23 protein-coding genes are annotated in these 20462 nt (G+C 42.0%); 7 read left to right on the top strand and 16 right to left on the bottom strand.

Features of this window, described 5'->3' with window-relative positions:
- Positions 1–151: 151 nt before the first annotated feature.
- Positions 152–634 carry an NUDIX domain-containing protein gene (locus NSS87_RS18590; protein ID WP_339241970.1) on the bottom strand — a complete coding sequence of 161 codons (483 nt, stop codon included), beginning with the start codon at positions 632–634 and terminating at the stop codon, positions 152–154.
- Between the two features lie 1016 nt (positions 635–1650).
- Here NSS87_RS18590 and rsgA point away from each other — a divergent pair.
- Complete coding sequence (gene rsgA / locus NSS87_RS18595) at positions 1651–2724, top strand: ribosome small subunit-dependent GTPase A (RefSeq protein WP_339241972.1); 1074 nt, start codon at positions 1651–1653, stop codon at positions 2722–2724.
- Entirely contained in the window at positions 2721–3737 is a 1017-nt protein-coding gene (locus NSS87_RS18600; protein ID WP_339241974.1) for an aminoglycoside phosphotransferase family protein, read from the top strand. Before rsgA ends, NSS87_RS18600 begins: the two co-directional genes overlap by 4 nt.
- A 188-nt stretch (positions 3738–3925) precedes the next feature.
- On the opposite strand, the gene NSS87_RS18605 is transcribed toward NSS87_RS18600, so the two are convergent.
- The 8 genes from NSS87_RS18605 to NSS87_RS18640 all read right to left on the bottom strand — a co-directional run bounded on the left by NSS87_RS18605 (position 3926) and on the right by NSS87_RS18640 (position 10246).
- Positions 3926–4588 carry a hypothetical protein gene (locus NSS87_RS18605; protein ID WP_339241976.1) on the bottom strand — a complete coding sequence of 221 codons (663 nt, stop codon included), beginning with the start codon at positions 4586–4588 and terminating at the stop codon, positions 3926–3928.
- 153 nt (positions 4589–4741) lie between these two features.
- Entirely contained in the window at positions 4742–5542 is an 801-nt protein-coding gene (locus NSS87_RS18610; protein WP_339241977.1) for a hypothetical protein, read from the bottom strand.
- A 2-nt stretch (positions 5543–5544) separates the two neighbouring features.
- Positions 5545–5775 carry a hypothetical protein gene (locus NSS87_RS18615; protein ID WP_339241979.1) on the bottom strand — a complete coding sequence of 77 codons (231 nt, stop codon included), beginning with the start codon at positions 5773–5775 and terminating at the stop codon, positions 5545–5547.
- Positions 5776–5899: 124 nt separating this feature from the next.
- Positions 5900–6295 carry a chemotaxis protein gene (locus NSS87_RS18620; RefSeq protein ID WP_339241981.1) on the bottom strand — a complete coding sequence of 132 codons (396 nt, stop codon included), beginning with the start codon at positions 6293–6295 and terminating at the stop codon, positions 5900–5902.
- A gap of 232 nt (positions 6296–6527) precedes the next feature.
- On the bottom strand, positions 6528–6977 hold the full coding sequence (locus tag NSS87_RS18625; RefSeq protein WP_042189271.1) for a DUF1569 domain-containing protein: 450 nt from the start codon (positions 6975–6977) through the stop codon (positions 6528–6530).
- A gap of 242 nt (positions 6978–7219) precedes the next feature.
- Positions 7220–7630, bottom strand: a complete 411-nt coding sequence (locus tag NSS87_RS18630; protein WP_197071221.1) for a hypothetical protein — start codon at positions 7628–7630, stop codon at positions 7220–7222.
- Between the two features lie 572 nt (positions 7631–8202).
- Positions 8203–9684, bottom strand: a complete 1482-nt coding sequence (locus tag NSS87_RS18635) for a DUF4179 domain-containing protein (protein ID WP_339241984.1) — start codon at positions 9682–9684, stop codon at positions 8203–8205.
- Positions 9677–10246 carry an RNA polymerase sigma factor gene (locus tag NSS87_RS18640; RefSeq protein ID WP_339241986.1) on the bottom strand — a complete coding sequence of 190 codons (570 nt, stop codon included), beginning with the start codon at positions 10244–10246 and terminating at the stop codon, positions 9677–9679. The genes NSS87_RS18635 and NSS87_RS18640 overlap by 8 nt, the downstream gene beginning before the upstream one ends.
- A 365-nt stretch (positions 10247–10611) precedes the next feature.
- Here NSS87_RS18640 and NSS87_RS18645 point away from each other — a divergent pair, with 365 nt between their 5' ends.
- Positions 10612–11364 carry a YdcF family protein gene (locus NSS87_RS18645; RefSeq protein ID WP_339241988.1) on the top strand — a complete coding sequence of 251 codons (753 nt, stop codon included), beginning with the start codon at positions 10612–10614 and terminating at the stop codon, positions 11362–11364.
- Here the strand turns inward: NSS87_RS18645 and ybaK are convergent.
- The 5 genes from ybaK to NSS87_RS18670 all read right to left on the bottom strand — a co-directional run bounded on the left by ybaK (position 11353) and on the right by NSS87_RS18670 (position 14219).
- Entirely contained in the window at positions 11353–11826 is a 474-nt protein-coding gene (ybaK, locus tag NSS87_RS18650) for a Cys-tRNA(Pro) deacylase (RefSeq protein WP_339241990.1), read from the bottom strand. The two genes, NSS87_RS18645 and ybaK, sit on opposite strands and share 12 nt — an antisense overlap.
- A gap of 96 nt (positions 11827–11922) precedes the next feature.
- Complete coding sequence (locus NSS87_RS18655; RefSeq protein WP_042189285.1) at positions 11923–12174, bottom strand: YolD-like family protein; 252 nt, start codon at positions 12172–12174, stop codon at positions 11923–11925.
- A gap of 86 nt (positions 12175–12260) precedes the next feature.
- Positions 12261–13079: a radical SAM protein gene (locus NSS87_RS18660; RefSeq protein WP_339241993.1), complete on the bottom strand. Its 819-nt coding sequence runs from the start codon at positions 13077–13079 to the stop codon at positions 12261–12263.
- Positions 13076–13609: a methylated-DNA--[protein]-cysteine S-methyltransferase gene (locus NSS87_RS18665; RefSeq protein ID WP_339241995.1), complete on the bottom strand. Its 534-nt coding sequence runs from the start codon at positions 13607–13609 to the stop codon at positions 13076–13078. Before NSS87_RS18665 ends, NSS87_RS18660 begins: the two co-directional genes overlap by 4 nt.
- On the bottom strand, positions 13599–14219 hold the full coding sequence (locus NSS87_RS18670; protein WP_339241997.1) for a bifunctional transcriptional activator/DNA repair enzyme AdaA: 621 nt from the start codon (positions 14217–14219) through the stop codon (positions 13599–13601). Before NSS87_RS18670 ends, NSS87_RS18665 begins: the two co-directional genes overlap by 11 nt.
- Positions 14220–14293: 74 nt before the next feature.
- Between NSS87_RS18670 and NSS87_RS18675 the strand changes: the two genes are divergently transcribed.
- Entirely contained in the window at positions 14294–14416 is a 123-nt protein-coding gene (locus tag NSS87_RS18675; RefSeq protein ID WP_339241999.1) for a hypothetical protein, read from the top strand.
- A gap of 15 nt (positions 14417–14431) precedes the next feature.
- A complete protein-coding gene (locus NSS87_RS18680) occupies positions 14432–14971 on the top strand; it encodes a MerR family transcriptional regulator (RefSeq protein ID WP_042189294.1) in 540 nt (179 codons plus the stop codon).
- 106 nt (positions 14972–15077) lie between these two features.
- On the opposite strand, the gene aspA is transcribed toward NSS87_RS18680, so the two are convergent.
- Together aspA and NSS87_RS18690 are read right to left on the bottom strand one after the other, a co-directional pair.
- Entirely contained in the window at positions 15078–16502 is a 1425-nt protein-coding gene (gene aspA / locus NSS87_RS18685; protein WP_042128747.1) for an aspartate ammonia-lyase, read from the bottom strand.
- A gap of 297 nt (positions 16503–16799) precedes the next feature.
- The gene (locus NSS87_RS18690) at positions 16800–18476 is read right to left on the bottom strand and encodes a hypothetical protein (protein ID WP_339242003.1); all 1677 of its coding nucleotides are present in this window, start codon (positions 18474–18476) and stop codon (positions 16800–16802) included.
- Between the two features lie 235 nt (positions 18477–18711).
- Here NSS87_RS18690 and kduI point away from each other — a divergent pair, with 235 nt between their 5' ends.
- Complete coding sequence (gene kduI, locus NSS87_RS18695) at positions 18712–19545, top strand: 5-dehydro-4-deoxy-D-glucuronate isomerase (RefSeq protein ID WP_076286208.1); 834 nt, start codon at positions 18712–18714, stop codon at positions 19543–19545.
- Positions 19546–19677: 132 nt separating this feature from the next.
- Positions 19678–20433, top strand: coding sequence for a DeoR/GlpR family DNA-binding transcription regulator (locus NSS87_RS18700; RefSeq protein WP_076286209.1), 756 nt, complete (start codon positions 19678–19680; stop codon positions 20431–20433).
- The last annotated feature ends 29 nt before the right edge of the window (positions 20434–20462 follow it).

The following is a 20462-nucleotide window of genomic DNA, read 5'->3' on the forward strand; positions in this document are numbered from 1 at the left end:
TAGACGTTAGACATTTTTTAAATTTCAATTTAATGGTATATAATCCAATATCAACATTTTTGTTACTCAGCTAACCTGCCCGTTAGTTGAACAAATAAAAAACGGCTGCCGAAGCAACCGCTATTCCACTAACGTGTCCCGCTAGGTTAAATCAAGACCCTTTAAAAGCCAATAAATCTTTTGTGTTAATATGTTTAATATCAGAAATTTGCCCACTTGTAAGCATCTCATAAAGACCGTCAGGAACAAGTTTATACTGAATGTTTTCTTCAAAATCATCTAAGTTCTTCCAAACAGCTATAAACTTTTTGTCCCCCTCAATACCTTCAAATTCATTCTTGTTATAGTTATCCATTCGACTAAAGCTCGCTTCATAAATAAAATCATATTCATGTCCAATTTTTCCGTACCAAGGGAAGATGTGCTCGATAATCCCTATCAATTTTGGTTCAATAATATCAATATTAATTTCCTCTTTTACTTCTCGTATTACAGCTGATTTGCTATCTTCCCCATACTCAATCGTGCCACCAACTGGGCGAAATGTAATGATACCATCTTCTTCCGGGAATTGTTCAAGTAATATTGATTCTCTTCTTTTAATAATGCAAAGTGAACAAGCTCTATATCGCAAATTTTTCACTCCTCATAGTATTTTGTTTTTCAAATATATTCCATATAAGCATTGCGTTATCCTGCCCGTTAGTTGAGAAACAGCAGCCAATTAACTTGGCTGCCGTTTATTCACGTTTATGCTCTATTAAGTTATAAAATTCAAAATATCATCGGGTTCAACCAGTGAAATATTGTTTTCCATATTATATCGGGCACGCTTTAAGAACTCCCTAGACCAACCATCGAGTGCTTCAATATTCCCGTTTCGATAGAGAGCTGAATAAAGGATAGCTTGTCTCAAATCCATAAATAGTGGTAAGTCTCTTAACAATCTTATATCAATCGTATTTTCCTTTTCGTAACCTTCCAAGAACAAAGTTAGATACCTTTTCACAAAAGTTGGAACATCTTCATCTGGACTAGGCACTGCAATACCATAGAATAAGTTAACAGAAATATCTTGCGTGAAACATCCATATTGACATTCATCGAAGTCAAATACAGTGATGCTTCCATTTAGTTGAACTGTATAGTTACCAAAACAAAAATCACCATGAATAAGTCCAAAATTTTCACTATCACGTGATAATTGTGGACCCTCTGCATCAAGGATTCAAAATGAGCAATTACAAGGGTTTTCTGCAATTTCGCCGATCAACGGCAGACCCGATGGTGAAGGCCGACAATCTGAGCTTTCAGTCATTGATTTTTTTTCCAAAATAGGTTATTTTATAGAAAGCTTAGCGATAAGCAAGTTCCTGACACGAAGGGAGATGTGTTTTAATGGCAACTACTTATATGGTGGTTTGGTCTTAAAACTGAATAGTAGGCATACGCGAAAAAAGCGGGGAAACGCCCCTATTATTTGGTATGCCATCCGAAGTAACCTTTCGTGAATATTGCTGTTTGCAAGATACGATGAAGGTCGTGTCTTTTTTGCGTCCTGATGCCGCGTGACAGCAGCTTCTTTAGAGGCTGCTTGTCCGTGGCATTTTTGCGTCCAAAAACAACATTAAAGGAGCTAACAAAAAAACTATGATAAATCTGAAAACCTATGGCTATACAGAAATAGAAGCAATTCCCGACGGATTATTGCCCGGCAGGGTGACAGAGCTTCGGCGCGAGCACTTCACGGTCATGACCGAGCGCGGCGAAGTAACGGCGGTGCTCAAAGGAGCATTCTATCACAGCGTGGAAACACACGTAGATTTTCCGTGCGTCGGTGATTTTGTCTTGCTGCACTTCAACGAGAGCGGAGATTCTCTCATCGTTACGGTATTGCCCCGTCGCTCCAAGTTCTCACGCGCGGATTACTCAGGGCATGCTGTAGGCTATGCCAAAACCATCCGGGAACAGGTAGTCGCGACTAATTTTGACTATGTATTTATCCTTACTTCTCTGAATTGGGATTTCAACATTACACGCATCATGCGGTACCTGACACAAGCTAGACAGAGCGGCGGTCAGCCGGTCATCATTCTAACCAAGTCTGATCTCGTTGAAGATTATAATCTCACGCTCGCAGAAGTCACACAAAGCATCTCTGATGTTCCTGTTCACGCGATCTGCAGCCATACCGGCCAGGGGCTGAACGAGCTTGATCCCTACTTGATGCCTGGTAAAACAGTCGTCTTTCTCGGCATGTCCGGCGTCGGTAAATCTTCTCTGCTCAATGCATTGATAGAACAGGACGTAATGAGGGTTCAGGCGATCCGAGAGGTTGATAGCCGGGGGCGGCATACGACAACGCACCGTCAGCTGTTCATGCTCCCCTCCGGTACGATGGTCATCGATACGCCGGGAATGCGTGAGCTTGGGCTTTTTGATGCCGGCGAAGGCATACGTGCAAGCTTTACCGATGTGGAGGAATGGTTCCCGCAATGCCGGTTTGCAGATTGCCGCCATCAGGGCGAGCCTGGCTGTGCCGTTCTCGCCGCGCTTGCCGACGGTTCGTTGCCGCGTGAACGGTGGGAGTATTATGTTGCCCAGCAGCATGAGCACAAGTATGTCCAGGATAAAACAAGCTACCTCATCGACAAGAGGGCTCGAAATAAAACGATAGCTATGTCAAGCAAGCAAACGAAGAAAAACGGAGGATGGAAGAAATGAATATTAAATTTGAAACGCTGATCTATGCCTTAAGCCGACAGTTCAAGAAGGATATTATCTCGGCTGACTACCAAACCATGCCGTTACAGGGCGGAACTGTGGGAAATGTGCACCTGGTAAACGGGATCGCCGAAACCGCGGATGGTGAAAAAATGCCGTACCATATCGTGCTGAAAATTCAAAAGAAATGGGAACGTTACAACGATCCGGATTCCTGGCGCCGTGAATATGATCTCTATATGTCTGACTTGGGAATGACGTTCTCGGATACCTTCCGCTGGCCAACATGTTACCATGCGGAGATGAATACCGAAGAAAATGAATTCCAGCTGTGGCTGGAATATATCGATGGCGTAACCGGTTTAGACTTAACCGGTGACATGTATGAACAGGCGGCGCTGGAGTTAGGACGCTATCAAGGCAAGCTGTATGCGGAAAAGCCCGCTGTGCTGCAGAGCCTGACAAACCTGAGTCATGCGGATCTCATGAAGAATACGTATCTGCATTACCGGTCGTGGCCAGTCGTCTACGATTATATACGCTCGGAGGACTGTGAATTCCCGCAGCACATGCGGCAAATGCTCATCGACATCGATGAGCACGCAGATGAGATACTCGCCCGCATCGAGCAATTACCCCTAGTGCTATGCCACCGGGACTTCTGGGTGACCAATCTGATCTATGCCGACGGGAAAATCTCGCTCATCGACTGGGATACATGCGGATGGGGCTACATGGGTGAGGATCTCGCAAGCTTGATTGCGGATGAAGCGGATATCGATCACATGGTCGAATACTACCAACGATGTGTCCCTGCGTATTACAACGGTTTTTCGGAGTATGCAGATGCATCCCCTATCGCCGATAATTGCGTCTTCGAATTGATCCTTCTCATATTCGGGTACAGGCTTGTAGAGTGGTATCTCCACACAGAGGGCGATGACGAGAAAACAAAGTGTCTTCATACGCTCCAAAAAATCCATGAAATGAAAACCAGCCCTGTGCAGGGTTAACTCTAAAAAAAGAACTCCGAAACCCCTTGAATATAGTGGGTTTTCGGAGTTTCTTTCATTACTCTCATTCGGTGAATCGACAATGGAAATAAAGTCCTAGACTGTCACTACTCCACTTAACTAACGTGTTCTGTTAGCGAAAAAGTTATTGTTAACAGTCTTTTTTATAGGACTACAAAGATTCTAGTTTAATGAATTGTTGTTTCGAGAACTCTGTCCAGATCATGTGATGCTTCAATAATGGCTGGCTCCAAATTACTCAACCATTCGGAATACTCTAAACGTGTTACCATGGATGGATCCTTCCTTAGCTCCTTGCATCTCTTCAAATTATCTTTCCATCCGCTACTAAGATGTAAATGCCCCCAATCTGCTGCTTGGCTTTTAGACAAGATGACACCTTCCTGCCACCAAGCTATAAATTTAGAAGCTAATAGGAGCCAGTCGACGGAATGTAGACTATTTCCCTTGCCAAACTTCCGCATACACTTGGCATATTCCTTAAAAAAACTAATGAACTCTTCCTTCGAATACGATGGAATATTGTCTAGATGGGACTCACCATACAACAAGATACTCTGCTCCTTGATCGTGTGCATGGTGAACAGATCTAATTGATTTTCTGTCCAGTCGGATTCGCGCTTTGTTCCCCACCATAAGCCACTGCCCTTTTCCCCACTCAGCATATTAATCGTAAGAAAGGCACCCTCAAGCATATCGATATAGAGGTTGGGGATTTGTCTATCAACGGATCTTCTAAGAAGGGATGATCTATAATTGGATCTTTGTTTATTTAGAAATTCGATTTCATTTTGGCTTAGGTCCTCTCCAATTACGACGAGAAAATCCAAATCCCCGTATCCACAAATATGGACAAAGATTGCTCAAGTGTTTCGTCTTCAAAGGATTGGATAAACAATTCAATCGCTCCATTTTGAATTTCTATTTTTAGTAGCGTTCCCGTAGTTATGTATCTGCGATCACTCACAATAACCCAGTAATGCTTATAGGTTGGTATCCGCTAAATTTTCGCCTTCTTTAGATTGTAATAGCATGACATGAGCCTCTGCTACAGCATTACGAAACAACTTGTCTGTCAATTCGATGCGATCTACTATATCTTCTACGGTTTTTACACCATATAGCTTTTCCAAGGTTAGTACCACTTCGACAGGAAAATCCCGAGACGCATGAACCAAGAAGCTGTCAGCTTGGAATGGTGTATAGATTATCCGAAGTACATCTACAAGTGGATTCACAACATACTTATGATAGTAAATCAACGACTCTAAAAAAAGCCCGCGTTTGGTATATTTGACAGCTCGGTTCCTTTGACTGTAAATACCCTGAGCACGTATCAATTGTGATTGAAGTTGTGAATGGTGAGTCGTGTGATCAACGTTTTGATACTTCACGATACCTGTCTTATCTATCAATATAACGGGTACGACAGTTTTGTCTTCGTTAATGAATAAAACAGGGACACTCTCACTTTGGATCGTCACGTCAACTAAGAGACTATCAGATGACTCCTGTAGGTGGTAAACCTTGTAGCGGTTATTTGTGGGTCGACCAGTTTCTTCATAGGCAATATCTACTTTTCCTAATCGACGCATACAGGCATCCAACCGGGTAATTGCAGAATCTATGCAGCCTTCTTTTGTATAGCACACCAAATCGATATCAGAATACTCGTCCAAAGTTTTAGTACCATCTGAACCCTCTAGCCAGATAGCTAAAATATAATTTTCAATTCCAAGGTCTGATACAATTGCGTTTAGAATGGTCTCACGGTTAATCGTCATAGCTAAACCTCCCATGTATTTTCATATAATAATAGTTTTATCACCGGTTTACTCCTGTCATTACTGCAGGTAGGATTTTCGTTATGATCAACAAACACTTTTCCAGATTGATTTCGCTCAATTACGGAATATGCAAACACAGGTTCATATGCTAGATTTTTCAACAATGGCAGAACGTGTGCGTAGTTTTCTTTAGATAATTCTATCATTTCATCTCTCCCTTCAAATTTCATCTTTATATAAGTTCCTTGTTAAATTAACCTGAACACAGTTGAACAAATAAAAACGGCTGCCGAAGCAACCGCTATTATACTAACCTTCCCCGTTACCGGAATGTGTCACCTCGGTCATAGTAATTTAAACTTCATCTTCAAATATACTTTTTAAAATCAAATCTGCGCATTCTTCGGAAGTGTTTAAATGTGTGTTGACTGTACAATTATACCGGATATCTTTTGCCATGATTTTGTGTTGCCAATCAGATTGGTCTTCGGTTCTATTTTCTCGTGCAATATTTCTCTGACGGCAAATGTCTAAAGGGCAAAACACTTCAACAATGTATAATGGGTAACCAGAAAATATGTTGTTCACTTTTTCATAATGCGGTTTCAACTCAGGTCTATCTACCATAATGCCGTCAATAAGCACATTTTTACCATGGTCAGAAAATAATTTGGCTGTATGATACATCATGATAATTGCTTCACTTAAATACTTCCAATAATCTTCACGAAGATAACGTTCACCTATCATTTATCTGTAAAGCATCTCTGTTAATGCCCCTTATTAATTCAATTAATCTCATTTTAATATTTAAACTGTAAGTCTGGAAATAAAAAACAACTATAATTGAACTATACTACCGTTAGTGAACAAATAAAAAACGGCTGCCGAAGCAACCGCTATTCCTCTATCGAGTCCCGTTAGCACAGCGAAGTGTTGTTACTGCACTAAACTGAACAATTATTAATCATTGCGAAAAATACTAAGCACCAAATTGTCTTAAATGATGGTCTAGATGTTTATAAATCCCTTTACCCCATTGCTCAGGAGTAAACTTGCCGAAAAAAGGATGCGGATGGGATGAACATTTCTCCGGACCGTTTCTTTGGAAAGTTAAAATCTTTTGTTTCAGTTTTTCTTTTTCTGTCATAAAGTCTCTTTCATCTACAATAAGTATGGTCGGAATTGTTGACATATTGTGTGGTACCGGCTTGTCATTATAGAAAATAGAATTCACAAACCTTCCTATTAACCTTCCTAGCCAATATCTAGGGGGAAAGGAATTTCCCAATGCGATATCTTGAAATGCTGAGCAGTGAGCCAACATTTGAGCAACATTCATTGTTCCCCATTGTGGTTTTGAATTTGGACTTAAATTCTCGATACGGTTCAGTATTTCCGCTGTATGCAATTCATTATATATATTTTCCATTGGCACGCTCCATTAAATTTATCTGAGGAAGTTCATATATGGTGTAGACCGATGCGATTTCCTGCATAATCTAGAACCTTCTGGTTTGTCTATTATATTTATAATTGCTTCAGTACAATTCGACAGCACGTTGTCATTCTAATATTTACCATTTCCCATCAATCTATTCTTTGCTCACTATCCTGCCCATTAGTTGAACAAATAAAAAACAGCTGCCTAAGCAACCGCTAATCTACTAACGTTTACCTATGTCGTCCCTCATCAACCCTATTCTTCGCCACTACTCTTATATCTTCGTCATCATCGTTCAATAAAATAGTTAAAACTCGAAATGTCGCTTTTTTGTTATAGACAATTCGTTTTCTAACTGAGCTATCTAAATCTTTTGCCAGTTTCATTTGTAAACTTTCTGGTAGTCGATTTTTTGTAGCAACATTAAATCTAACCCTTTCATCTGCATCGTCAGCTAGAATTTCCATAATCTCAACAGGAATTGATTTATTATGTGCTACCCATTCACGCATTTCAGGGTACGTTTCAATTACTTGTAACCAAACCTCAAAAGGTGCTTCATCCCATGCAGCCTTCAGATATTCCTCCATGTTATCACTAAGCCTTAACCTTACAAATTCTTCAGCCGAATTAATCATCATTCAACCCCGATAAACAGATTTATTCACATTTTAACATAAAAATTTAGTTCAACTAACCTGCCGTTAGTTGAACAAATAAAAAACGGCTGCCGAAGCAACCGCTATCGGTTAACTTTCATCTTTGAAATGATAATGTTCATGATTGATCGTATCCATTCCAACCAACTTACTACTCTTTCTATGGTAATATGCGAAGTTATTATTTAGCGGCATTCGAAGTAATTGATAATTGTGATCTCTTGGCAAAGCTTCGACTTCATTAATGGCTAACTCACGTGTGGAATAATACCGATTGGAAAGAAATTCGGAAAATCAGTTGAAGCATCAGCAACGAAAATCCCCCAAACATAATCATTTGGCATATAATTCACCCGTCTCCTTTATCGCTCAATAAGACAAAGAGCAGCTGCCGCGGCGATCTGCTCCTTGTTTTAAGTAACTATAGTTCCCCGTTAGTTGAAGAGACTCGATTAAGACATTACAAAATTCAAGATTTTGTGCAGATGTACCCGCGGCTGCTACCAGACACTGTTAAACGATTAAAAGGCCCTGATTTTCCGCTTTCGCTTTTCTTATTTATCTTCTTTTGGCATTGGCAATGGTACTTTCCAATCCAGGTCATAGCTCTTTTTTGCCAATTCTGAAGTAAGACTGAGCTTTTGAGGGAGTTCTTTCATTTCATCACTTTGCAATTTTATTCGGATATGGTTTCTGCCTTGTTCATCCTTTCCCATCATTTTAAAATCTCCACCTGTTACATTGAATATTTTGCCCTTTTCATCTTCTATAGTCCAACCAAAACGATTAATAATTTTATCTGTGTCATCATCCATTAAAATCGTATCTGCCACATTAATATATGATATATCCTTTAAATAAGCCTCTAGCAAAATAGTAGCATGCTTCTCATTCTTTGGAGATGCTTCATTTAATGGTTCGTCAAAGGTTACGGACATGATCTCAATCGTTTTGCCATCCTCATCTACTCTTACAGGTTTTTCAGCAAGCTGTTTTGGCTCAAATGATACACCTAGCTCATACGGTTCTGTTTTTTCTAAAGAATCCAATACTAGTGTATATTGATGATCAGGAGACAGGGGAGCAAATCCATACTTCCGATTAGAATGACCGTATTCTCCCACGGCCTTGCGTGAAATATCAAGCGCCCTAGTTAAATCTTTTACTTTCTCTCCTTTTTCATTTTCAACATGAAAATTCAGTTTATAATCATCATAGCGAACATAAGGATCAACTGAATCAAGTTTTCCTTTCACTTGTTTACTTTCCTCTACTAATCTTTTCTTTGCCTCTTCCGTCCATTTCGTTTCATAATCCACACGGGCAGCAGTCGGTGAATGCATAATGCTATTTAGATTGATTTGCAGTCCCTGTGGTGTGGTATACGTCATATCGATTGGTAGCACCTTTGATGCCTTAATTGCTTTTTCTAAATCAATAGGAATCTTTAAGGCCCAATTTCCTTTAACAGAGTCGATCTGATTCCCCTCGAACTGTAATAAAAGGTTTTGTTCTTCTGTTTCCCCCGGTTTTTTTAGAGTGAGATATCCGTAATTTTCTTGGATTTCTACCATATAAGTTTTAGTTTCTTTAATTACATTCCCTTTCAAATCTGTTACCTCTACGTTACTTATGTGAAGCTTATCCGGATGAATAAAGTTCTTTTGCTGATCCTTGATCGAATAAACAGCCACAATTCTCATCGGATCAGCTAATATCTCCTCTATTTCAAGAGTATAGCCCCGATCAGTAACAGAGGCATTTACCTTCTGTGAAAAACCTTCCTGTGCTGCATATTGCAGTTCTTTATCAGAACCATTAAATAGCGATTTAACATAGGCCGCAAAGGTAGGACTCACCGATATCGTTAAAAGCAAAGCGCAGCTGATTAAGACAGGAAGTACCAAAGTGCCTAGTAAACGCGACCTTTTTCTTTTATAGGCTACCACTTGGTCAGGAATCACAAAACTAGGCTGATCCAATTCTCCAGCAACATTTTTTAGAGTTTGTGCAATTTGTTTGTCAAGATTAGTCATGCATGTTCACTCCCATCTCGGTAAATACCTGTGTTTCTTTGTTAACTTGTATTTTTTCAGCAATTAAGTTTCTGGCCTTATGTAGCCTTGATTTTACCGTTCCCTCAAATACACCAAGGATTTTTGCAATTTCAGCTATACTAAACTCCTCATAATAGTAAAGGATAACTACTGAGCGATGTTTCAGCGTCATCATCTGAATCGCTCGCCAAATCTGTTGCTCTTTCTCCTTTTGAAGAATACTCTCCAATGGGTTTTGCCCAGGGTCAATAGAGTCCAAATATTCTTCCGTATTTTTCTTTCTACGCACCATATTAAGTGCACGATGTGTCACAATTTTTATAAACCAAGCTCGAAACGATGTCCCTTTTCGTTTATCATATCGATAAAGTGATTTATACGCTTCCCATAGTGCTTCTTGAACGGCATCCTGAGCTAGATGATAATCATGAACGATCAAAAAAGCGACTCGAAATGCACTAGTTAAGTGAGGTTGAACAAGTGTTTCAAAATCAACTGGACCTCCTTCCTTGGGTATTGGAAAATGATGATTTTCTTTCACTTAAAAGACCTCCTCGTTTTTCCTTTCACTTCTTATTCACCAGTTCTCGTATTTTGGTTCATAAAAAGAGAAAAAACTTTTCCCTCACTTGGGTGAACTACTACTTGCGATGTTATCAATAAATTTCCCCATCTTATCGGGTGGCACTCAAATATATACTGCAGCGAAAACGAAAAAGGTTGGGGAGTATAGGAAAATTTATTCAACCATACTCCCCTTAGCTTAATGCCGTTCCCAATCTAGTTCTAGATTAGGCTTCTCATCAAATAAAAAAAGACCGTTTCGGTCTTTTGTACAACTTCGAACACCCCAACTCATGTTACAATACAACCTGAACTCATACTTTACGAAGGCGGTTGATACTGTTGATTTACATCATCAAATTTGTATACAGCTTTGTGCTTCCTCCAGGACTTTTCATCCTACTTCTGCTCGGTCTTGTCATTTGGTTATGGAAAAAGAACCGTCGTCCTGCGCTTGTCCTGCTTGGCGTTACACTGCTTATGTATTTCTCCATGACTTCTTTAGTCAGCGATGCGTTAATCGGAGGTTTAGAACGAAAATATCCTCAACCGGATACATTGCAAGGAGATGTCATCGTTGTGCTTGGTGGAGGTGCAAGCTCTGGGACACCGGATATTGATGGCGAAGGCAACTTATATGGATCAGCAGCGAATCGGCTAATTACAGCTGTACGACTACATAATGCGAGTGGTTTACCCATCCTATTCTCTGGTGGACAAGTCTTCTCCGACAGCGGCAATGAAGCGGATATCGCCAAAAGACAACTCCTTGGACTCGGTGTCCCCGAAGAGGATATCCTGACCGACAATCAATCTCTTAACACGGAGCAGAATGCTGTAAATACCGCCGCAATCCTACAAGAGAAGGGACTTAAGCGTCCTGTACTAGTCACATCAGGGTTTCATATGCCCCGCTCGATGCAGCACTTCAAGAATGCAGGGCTAACAGCGCAAGCTTTTCCTACAGATTATATCGCCAGCGCTGAATTTTCGTTGCAACCCTCAAAGTTCACTCCTTCGCCAGGAGCCATCTCCACTACAGGCACAGCCTTGAAGGAGTATTTAGGTCTTCTTGTTGCTCATCTATTTAATTAGATCTGTGAATTTCGCATTTGTTACCCCTGCAAGAAGCTGCGGTGATACATCCATTTGTTGACCAATTTTTCCGGCGCTAACGGCTATCGTTTCCTGACTTTCTGCGCTGCTATCAATGAACGTTGGATATAGCTTTTTCATACCGACTGGTGAACATCCACCACGGATATAACCCGTCCACTTCTGCAAGTCCTTCACTGGCAGCATCTCAATCTTTTTCTCTCCGGCGGCCTTGGCCGCCTTTTTGAGATCCAGCTCCTCAGCAACCGGTATAACAAATACATAAAGATTTGCTCCGCTATGAGCGACCAAAGTTTTAAAAACCGTCTCTGCCGCCTTTCCTATCTTCTCCGCAACTGCCGTACCATGGATTAGTCCATCCTCGTTGTCATAAACAAACACTTCATATCCAATTTTCTTCGCATCTAGCATTCGCATCGCGTTGGTTTTGGTTACTACCATATCTGATCTACCTCTCTTTAATCTATTCGATACTATATGGTCAAAGAGGCCCCAAAGCCAACATGGCTTACAGGACCTCTTATTGCTGCGTTCCCATTAATCTCTGGGATAATTAACTTGCATAATATCCATAAACGGAACTTTTTCGATACCTTCGTTTTTACTGATGTGTACTTTTCCTGTCCGCGAGTCCATTTCTACAATCGTTCCGCGCACCTGTTCTTCTTTTCCCCATACGGTCAATAAAATCTCAGAACCTTCTTGCTTCGCTTCAACTAGCTGATTGCCTAGCTCCTCAAGTACAAATTCATCTCTTGTGGGCCGCTTGGCCACTTTTGCTTTTGCCACTCTACTCCTCCAATAAGCGATTACAGGTATTAAGTATTTTAAAATACTAAGTATGAATGCTCTCGTTTATTATATCATGTTTCAGTTTAAGGCTCGAACCCCTTCTGGCTCAAGTAAAGCTCATCTTCATTAAAAACACTCCGGAGTCCATCGTACACCCTGCGATAAGCCGCCGGATCGTACCATTCTTCCAATTGCAGCTCTTCATAAAGGGAATAAATACCTAATCTCCGTGTCCGTTTGCCCCCACTGCCATCTCCCATAAAATAATCGTCGATACAGACCCTATCCACCAAACCCCTTAGGATCTCTGGAAAAGAAGTGCTGCTTGGCAATACCGGAGCGATGGTTGCTTGAACAGGAATGCCCGCTTCACGCAGTAATTTCAGTGTCTTTAATCTTGCAGAAATGGGCGGAGCACTTGGTGTGAATTTTTTGCGAATATCTTCACGATCCGTCTCTACAGTCATACTCACGCGAACCTTGTCTTCTAAGCGTAATAATAAATCTATATCTCTGCGTACGAGCGGACTGCGCGTCTGCACGAACAGAAAATCGGGTGGGGTCTCCACCATAACCTCCAGCAAAGCCCTGGTTACCTGCTCCTTGTGCTCTATCGGTTGGTATGGATCTGTACTAGAGGACATAAAGATGGAGACCGGTCCTTTGGACTTTGCTTTCAGGAGTTCTTTGTGTAAGATAGCTGCAGCTTCTTGTTTGACATCTACCCACGTTCCCCATTCCTCTTGGCGAAACAGTGAAACAGGCATTTGACGCACATAACAATAAGAACAGCCATAAGTACAGCCGGTATATGGGTTTAAAGAATGACTATATCCGTTCAGATAACCCGTCCCTTTATTTAGTAAGGTCTTTGGGGTTTTGTACTGGACCTCAATATTCATAATTCTAGAGCACTCTTTCCACTTTCCAAATTAAGCAGCCTAGTCTTCATCTCTAATCCCCCGCGGTAGCCAGTTAATGTTCCATTCTTGCCAATGACTCGGTGGCAGGGCACCGTAATTAGTATCGGATTTGCACCTATGGCCGTCCCTACCGCGCGTACTGCAGCAGGCTTTTGAATATGTGTGGCGATATCCGAATAAGACCACGTTTGTCCATATGGGATTTCACATAACGCTTTCCACACCGCGAGTTGAAATGGAGTCCCCCGATAGTCAAAAGGAATGCTGAAAGCCTGCCGTACCCCTTGCAAATATTCGATCAGTTCCTGTACAAATGGAACCATTTTCTCATCGTCCTGCACCAGTTTACTTTCAGGAAATCTACGGCTCATCCAGTCACTCATTTCTTCGAATGGCTTCTGCTGCGACCCCACATAACTTAATCCTTTCTCCGACGCTGCGATATAGAAACTCCATTCCTTATAAGCTAGCAATGTCCAGTATATGATTGCACTTGGTCTATTCTCCATTTTTCTGTACCTCCATGAATAATTCAGAATGATTCGTTAATTCTAATTTGTTAAGCTGTCGATACTTCGTTGGGGTAAGCCCCGTCTTTTTCTTAAATAAGGTAATAAAATACGACGTATTTGGCAGACCCACATGTAATCCAATATCAGCTACATCCCGATCCGTGGTAACCAAATATTCAGATGCCTGATCGATTCTCTTTTGCTGTATATAATCCGCTGGAGTGATTCCCATTACTTTCTTGAAGGTTCGATGGAGATGATAAGGGCTTCCATGACAGACTTCTGCCAGCGTTTCAAGAGTAAGAGGTTCATGATAATGTTTGTCGATATATTCAGTCATTACAGCCACCCATTCCTTATCCGGCAGCCGCTCACCCGTCGGTTTGCATCTTTTACAGGGACGAAATCCAGATTCTAATGCTTGTTCTGCATTTTGAAAGATACGTGCATTCTCTCGATTAGGTGCTTTGGACTTGCAGGAAGGTCGGCAAAAGATTCCCGTAGTCTTCACAGCATAAAAGAATTTTTCGTTATAAGCTGCATCATTTTGCAAAATAGCCTGCCATTGCTCCTCAGTCATCTTTTCCACTTCTCCACTCTTATCCATACGATTCACCTCTAAACCAAGTATACCCCGCTACTGGGTCATCTGTACTCATTCTAGAATGTAAAAGCAAGATAGTGAAATCCAAGAATGGTGAGATTGCTCGTAATTACACTTTGTTTATCGAATCCGCACTTCCTTTGTCAGCCTTGCAGGGAGCAGCAATTGAACAACGAATTACTCATAACATGACTACCTGAACTGGAGGAATCAAAATGGAAATTCTGAAAACAAAGGATGCCGCAGAGCTGCTGTCAGTAAGCCAGACTACGATCAAACGTTGGGCTGCTATGTTCCCTGATTTTTTTCCAAAAGACCGGTTTGGCCACTATACATTCTCAGAGCAGCAAATCAGCTTGCTTAGTCATATTAAAGACCGCATTAATCACGGAGAACCACTAGAGAGTATTCAATTAACTGACTCGAATGAAAAGCAGATGTCCACGTCACCGCAAGATCCACTTCATCCCACAGACGCTGAGCCTATGCAAGATATATTATCCCGGATTCATTATATTGAACGTACACTCGATCAAAAAGCCGACGAAGTAGTCATGATACAGTTGCTTCAGCAGCGTGAAGAGCTTGAGGATCTGCGGATAATGATCAAACAATTAGCAGCAACCCTAGAACCCATGCAAGCTTCAAAAGGCAACGTCTTCACATCTAACGAAGCTTCTCGTCCCGTTACTACTACAAGGTTGCCCTCTCCACCAAGGAAACGTGGTCTATTACGCTCATTCTTTTTCCTGTAAGCCTGAAACGCAAAAGAACCTACTTCTAACTAGCGTTGAAGTAGGTTCTTTTTAAATGTCGTAGGACACGCATGACAAAGTCAGCGATTAACGGTTAGGTAATCCCCTATTGCTTCTGCAATAAAGCTGAGCCTGCGATTCCTGGATGCGTCATTTCGTATGGGTCCAGAATCAGATTGAGCTCTTCCTCGGATAACACATTATACTTAAGGCACAATTCACGAACAGATTCTCCTGTCAAAATCGCCTCACGAGCAATACGTGAAACCACTTCGTAGCCCAAATGTGGGTTAACCGCAGTAATGATTCCGACACTCCGCTCCACATCCCGCTCTAGCTTCTCTTTATTGGCTTCAATACCAGCCAGACAGAAATCTGTGAAGACTTGGAAGGAGTTGTTCATGATGCTGATGGACTGAATGAGATTAAACACTAGAACTGGCTCCATAACATTCAGTTCCAGTTGACCCGCTTGGGAAGCCAGACAGATTGTATGGTCATTTCCTATCACTTGAAAAGCTACCTGATTGATGACCTCTGCCATAACCGGATTAACTTTACCTGGCATAATGGAGGAACCAGGCTGGCGAGCAGGTAATGAAATTTCATTAAACCCTGTCCGCGGGCCGGAGGCCATGAGTCGAAGATCATTAGCAATCTTGGACATGTTCATCATGCAGACTTTTAGCGCAGCAGATACTTCTGTGTATGCATCTGTATTTTGCGTAGCATCCACAAGATGATCTGCAGTAACTAGCGGCAATCCACTTATTTCGGCCAAATGTTCTACAACCACTTCGATATATCGAGGGTCAGCATTTAATCCAGTTCCTACTGCCGTTGCCCCCATATTCACTTCATACAAATGATGACGTGTATGTTCAATACGTTTGATATCTCTCTCAAGTACTCTGCGATAAGCCTCGAACTCTTGGCCCAGACGAATTGGCACTGCATCTTGTAGATGCGTGCGTCCCATTTTTATAACCGGATCGAATTCCTTGGCTTTGTCTGCAAACACCTCATGCATTCTGCGCATTGTAACAAGCAGTTGTTCCAGAAGAGAAAGCGTCGCAATATGAATAGCCGTCGGGAATGCATCATTTGTAGACTGCGCCATATTCACATGAGAGTTGGGACTTAAATGACGATAGTCTCCTTTTTCATGACCAAGCAGCTCTAATGCTCGGTTAGCAATGACTTCATTGGCATTCATATTTAACGAGGTACCTGCACCACCCTGTATAGGGTCTACAATAAATTGTTCGTGCCATTGACCTTCGATGATCTCATCTGCTGCTTTCACAACAACTTCTCCAAGCCCACGATAGAGCCTGCCGATTTCCATATTTGCAAGCGCAGCGGCTTTCTTTACGATCCCCATCGCTTTGATTAATTCATTGTGCACTCTATAACCCGTAATTGGAAAATTCTCTACTGCGCGTAATGTCTGAATCCCATAGTATGCGTTCTTATCTACTTGTTTGCTGCCTAGAAAATCATTTTCTACACGAAATTCAGTTCCTGTCACAGTAAATCCCTCGCATTCTTTGAGTTAGGTTTGAACGGATTTAAGAAAGCGCATTCATTCATATGTCTCACTTAGATATTAACCTTTATTGTGATAAATGTCTCTCATAAAATTAGAGATTAATGTAATTAATTTCAAATAAGATTACGAAAGCCTTGCCCTTAAAGGAAAGCTGGTTTTTATTAGGAGTAAATTTCCAATTGAAGCTATAGCATAGTATGCGCATTTATAATATAAAAAAGCCGACCTTTAGGTCGACTCCATCCAAACTTAACTCACAACTATGTTGAGTTCTTATTAAACCGTATAGTTCTCCAAAGAGATCTTCACACCATTCAGCAAAGCTCGCGGTTGCTCTGACTCGCTCTTCATACTCAAATGCAATCTATCGCCATTACTGGTCGTATAATGAGCCGCCAAGCCGCCTTCCATCTCAAATTGGGGTTCATTATGGGCCATTGCTATTACGAATGCATCCAGTCCGATGATGCCACGCTCTGCAGACTCCTTAACACCGATCGCCTCAACGATCACCCCACCCGGCATCCCTTGAACGGTTACCTCAATGTATCCCGGACGTTCCTGTAGCTGGTACGATTGAGATAAATATATTGCGAAATAGACATCCCCAACCTGACCGAATAAGGCGTTCGGGTCTTGCATCCACTCCCCATGAGGAAGAACACCGATGATCGTATTCTTTTCCCCCTGAGGAATGGGAAATAAAGAAATAACTACATTCTTGTGATAGAGGACCTCCATATAACGGCTCTGATGGCGAGGATCTCCCTCATTGTAGCCTTGACCTGGATGGAAGAAAAATAGCTGGTTGGACCCTCCTTCTCCATTCACAGGCAGAGAGAAAGTCCAACGGAGCTGTTCATTATCAAATTCCTCTACTCGTTCCCACATCCCGCCTGCTGCAAAATCCTCTGTAATATAGGCATAGGAATGAAGCAACGGTTGAGTGTTCGGATCTGCTGGGACTACCTTCTGCGTAATCTTGGTGGTTTCCACTGGCGTCCGCCGATTCATTGCAGCTGTTAAAGCCTCATCTGGTGCTTTATAGAATAGGAGTCCAGCGTATTCCGTGCGTGGCATTGCCTCTGAAAGCTTGAAGTCCCCGAACTGAACATAGTCATGAAGCACATTAGCATCCCCTGGTACATCATGTGGCCAACCTCTAGAATGTGCACCCACCCAAGCTCCATGTAAATAAAACTCTGCTCTTACCTTCCAAAGATGATCAAGCATGTCTTTAAGAGTAGTTATTAAATCTGTATCTTCTGTCGGGACAAGCTCCAAAGCGCAGGTAAACGCCTGTATCCAATGCCAGAACCACGGGAGACTGCCGTATTCTGGCATACCCTTAGAGCGGATGTATGTCAATGTGTCCTTCAAGCTTTGCCGACCATCCTCAACGAGCACATCATCTGCAAACATAGTGCCAAAAATCAGCTTTGCTGCTGTATATTTCGCTTCATGATGTCCAAAAGTGATTACCGGCTTACGGTAGAAATCACTCCGATAGATGTGTCCAAATGCTGTATTCAGGACAATGCGAAGTTGAGCGTTTAGTGCTCCACCATATCTTTTGCAAAAGTAGGCCATCAGACTGCCCATAATTTCCACAGGCAATTCATGCGGCGAAGCCTCACGTGGAACCGGATTCAATCCAAGCGGCCAGTGCCCGTATAGCTCCGTGCCAGGTTGACGATTCTGTAGCATTAATGTCTCTAGCAGCACATCCTGTGCCTTCTGTTTCGCCGCTTCCCGGTTAAAAGGCAACGACAAAGAATCATCTACTGCAGCTGCAAAAAGATATGAGGCATAATAAAAGTTATTTCGCACATCATCGTGGAACCAGAGTCCACTCTCAAGCAGAGGCCGTCTCTGCGCTTCCAGCGCTATACTTATAATGATTTCTTGTTGACGGTCCTGATAAGTACTCTGAATACCATTCGACTCCAGCATTCAAGTTCAACCTCCCACATCTCAATTTTCAATAGTATGATAACAATCCTATAAAAGAGAACTAAGCATTTTAGATCTATTGTGCACACTTTTCGTTCATTTGGCAATTATTAAAACTTATAAATAAACCAAAACGAACCAACATCTAAAAATAAACACTTGTAATATGAACATAAATGGAGTAAATTGTACCTATACGAACGAAAATATGCTTGTGAAGGAGATTGAATATTCCATGGAAAGACGTTTTGCATCCCATCCTAATGAAGTTAAGCAGTTTGACACTGAGCGCCTCCGTAAGGAATTCCACATTCCTGTCATTTTTGCACCAGATGAACTGAAACTTGTACTTACCCATGAGGATCGCATGATCGTTGGCGGTGCTAATCCTGTTAAGGAAGAAGTTGCACTTACAACTGACCTTAAAGAACTTGGGGTTACTTACTTCTTGGAACGCCGTGAGCTGGGGATCATCAATGTTGGCGGTAAAGGTTCGGTTATTGTCGATGGTACAGAATATGAAGTAGATTTCAAAGAATGTCTGTATGTCGGTCAAGGTTCTAAAGATGTTATCTTCAAAAGTGCAGACGCTTCCAAGCCCGCTAAATTCTATTTGAATTCTGCGCCTGCTCACCAGTCCTATCCAACTACCAAAACCACTCTGGCTGAATCCGAATCTGGTGCAATGGGCGGTTTGGAGAACTCCAATGAGCGTACCATTCACCGGTTCATTCATACAAATGGCGTGCAAAGTGCTCAGCTAGTTATGGGTATGACTCAACTGAAGCCAGGTAGCATGTGGAATACGATGCCAGCACATACACATCCACGCCGGATGGAAGCATATTTCTATTTCGATCTACCGGACGATTCCGTTGTGTTCCACTTGATGGGAGAGCCTAATGAAACTCGCCATATCGTAATGCAAAACGAACAAGCGGTTATTTCTCCAAGCTGGTCCATCCACAGTGGTGTTGGTACTCATAACTATACTTTTATCTGGAGTATGGCTGGCGATAATAAAAGATATGATGATATGGACCCCGTATCCATGAAAGAACTACAATAGAGATAAGCTAAAACGCCTTCGGCGTCCTTTTAAGGACGATAAGCGTTTATGCGAGAATTATAAGGAAGAGTCTAGCGTGAAACTTAAACTTTCTTATAATTTTAATCAATTACGGAAAGCTGAGGCAAGCGGATGAACCCGATACGACGACATGAGATGATTATGGAAGTTATGCTGAACCAAAAAGATGTAACGGTGAATGAACTGAGCGATAAGCTACAAGTTACGGGAAAAACAATTCGTGAGGATTTAAGCAAGCTGGAGGAGCAAGGACTGATCGTACGTGTACATGGCGGAGCTGTGCTGGCACAAAGCGACCAGTTTGGTATTTTGCCCTCTAAGGATCCATTGGATAAGTATTCCGACGAAAAAACAGAGATCGCCTTGCGCGCGCTTGCTCATATTGAACAGGACGATATTATAGCTCTTGACGGCGGGAGCACAACGCTTGAAATTGCCCGACGCCTGGACAATATGCCTCTAACGGTAGTCACCAATGACGTATACATCATCAGCGAACTGGTTCCCAAAGATCATATTCGTCTCGTCGTTCCCGGAGGTTACCGTGTCCGCAATATGTTGGCCGGCCCTGAAGCCGTCTCCTATGTGCAACAACTTAATATTCAAAAAGCATTTCTGTCCTCGACAGCTGTTCATATCGAACACGGACTTTCTATTTATACAGGAGATTTAATTGAGTTTAAGCAAGCCCTTGTGTCTACTGCCCGTAAGGTGTTCGCGGTTGTGGATCATCATAAATTCGGCCAAACTGCGCTGCGTACATTCGCTTCTCTGCAGGAAGTTGACGTTATCTTGACAGATAAAGGACTCTCTCCCGAAACGGCAGAACAGTTCCGCAGTGCAGGCATTGCCATTGAATGTGAGTAATAACGGAATCAAATCCATTTAAATCAAAG

The sequence above is a fragment of the Paenibacillus sp. FSL F4-0243 genome (genome assembly GCF_037963295.1).
Lineage (GTDB): Bacteria > Bacillota > Bacilli > Paenibacillales > Paenibacillaceae > Paenibacillus_AQ.

Bases quoted from the DNA above. Each gene is read 5' to 3' on its own strand.
- NSS87_RS18625 (WP_042189271.1), bottom strand. From the start codon at position 6,977: ATGGAAAATATATATAATGAATTGCATACAGCGGAAATACTGAACCGT.
- NSS87_RS18680 (WP_042189294.1), top strand. From the start codon at position 14,432: ATGGAAATTCTGAAAACAAAGGATGCCGCAGAGCTGCTGTCAGTAAGC.
- NSS87_RS18670 (WP_339241997.1), bottom strand. From the start codon at position 14,219: ATGGATAAGAGTGGAGAAGTGGAAAAGATGACTGAGGAGCAATGGCAG.
- NSS87_RS18630 (WP_197071221.1), bottom strand. From the start codon at position 7,630: ATGATGATTAATTCGGCTGAAGAATTTGTAAGGTTAAGGCTTAGTGAT.
- NSS87_RS18620 (WP_339241981.1), bottom strand. From the start codon at position 6,295: ATGATAGGTGAACGTTATCTTCGTGAAGATTATTGGAAGTATTTAAGT.
- kduI (WP_076286208.1), top strand. From the start codon at position 18,712: ATGGAAAGACGTTTTGCATCCCATCCTAATGAAGTTAAGCAGTTTGAC.
- NSS87_RS18700 (WP_076286209.1), top strand. From the start codon at position 19,678: ATGAACCCGATACGACGACATGAGATGATTATGGAAGTTATGCTGAAC.
- NSS87_RS18600 (WP_339241974.1), top strand. From the start codon at position 2,721: ATGAATATTAAATTTGAAACGCTGATCTATGCCTTAAGCCGACAGTTC.
- NSS87_RS18610 (WP_339241977.1), bottom strand. From the start codon at position 5,542: ATGACGATTAACCGTGAGACCATTCTAAACGCAATTGTATCAGACCTT.
- NSS87_RS18635 (WP_339241984.1), bottom strand. From the start codon at position 9,684: ATGACTAATCTTGACAAACAAATTGCACAAACTCTAAAAAATGTTGCT.
- rsgA (WP_339241972.1), top strand. From the start codon at position 1,651: ATGATAAATCTGAAAACCTATGGCTATACAGAAATAGAAGCAATTCCC.
- NSS87_RS18690 (WP_339242003.1), bottom strand. From the start codon at position 18,476: ATGCTGGAGTCGAATGGTATTCAGAGTACTTATCAGGACCGTCAACAA.
- NSS87_RS18660 (WP_339241993.1), bottom strand. From the start codon at position 13,079: ATGAATATTGAGGTCCAGTACAAAACCCCAAAGACCTTACTAAATAAA.
- ybaK (WP_339241990.1), bottom strand. From the start codon at position 11,826: ATGGTAGTAACCAAAACCAACGCGATGCGAATGCTAGATGCGAAGAAA.
- NSS87_RS18665 (WP_339241995.1), bottom strand. From the start codon at position 13,609: ATGGAGAATAGACCAAGTGCAATCATATACTGGACATTGCTAGCTTAT.
- NSS87_RS18615 (WP_339241979.1), bottom strand. From the start codon at position 5,775: ATGAAATTTGAAGGGAGAGATGAAATGATAGAATTATCTAAAGAAAAC.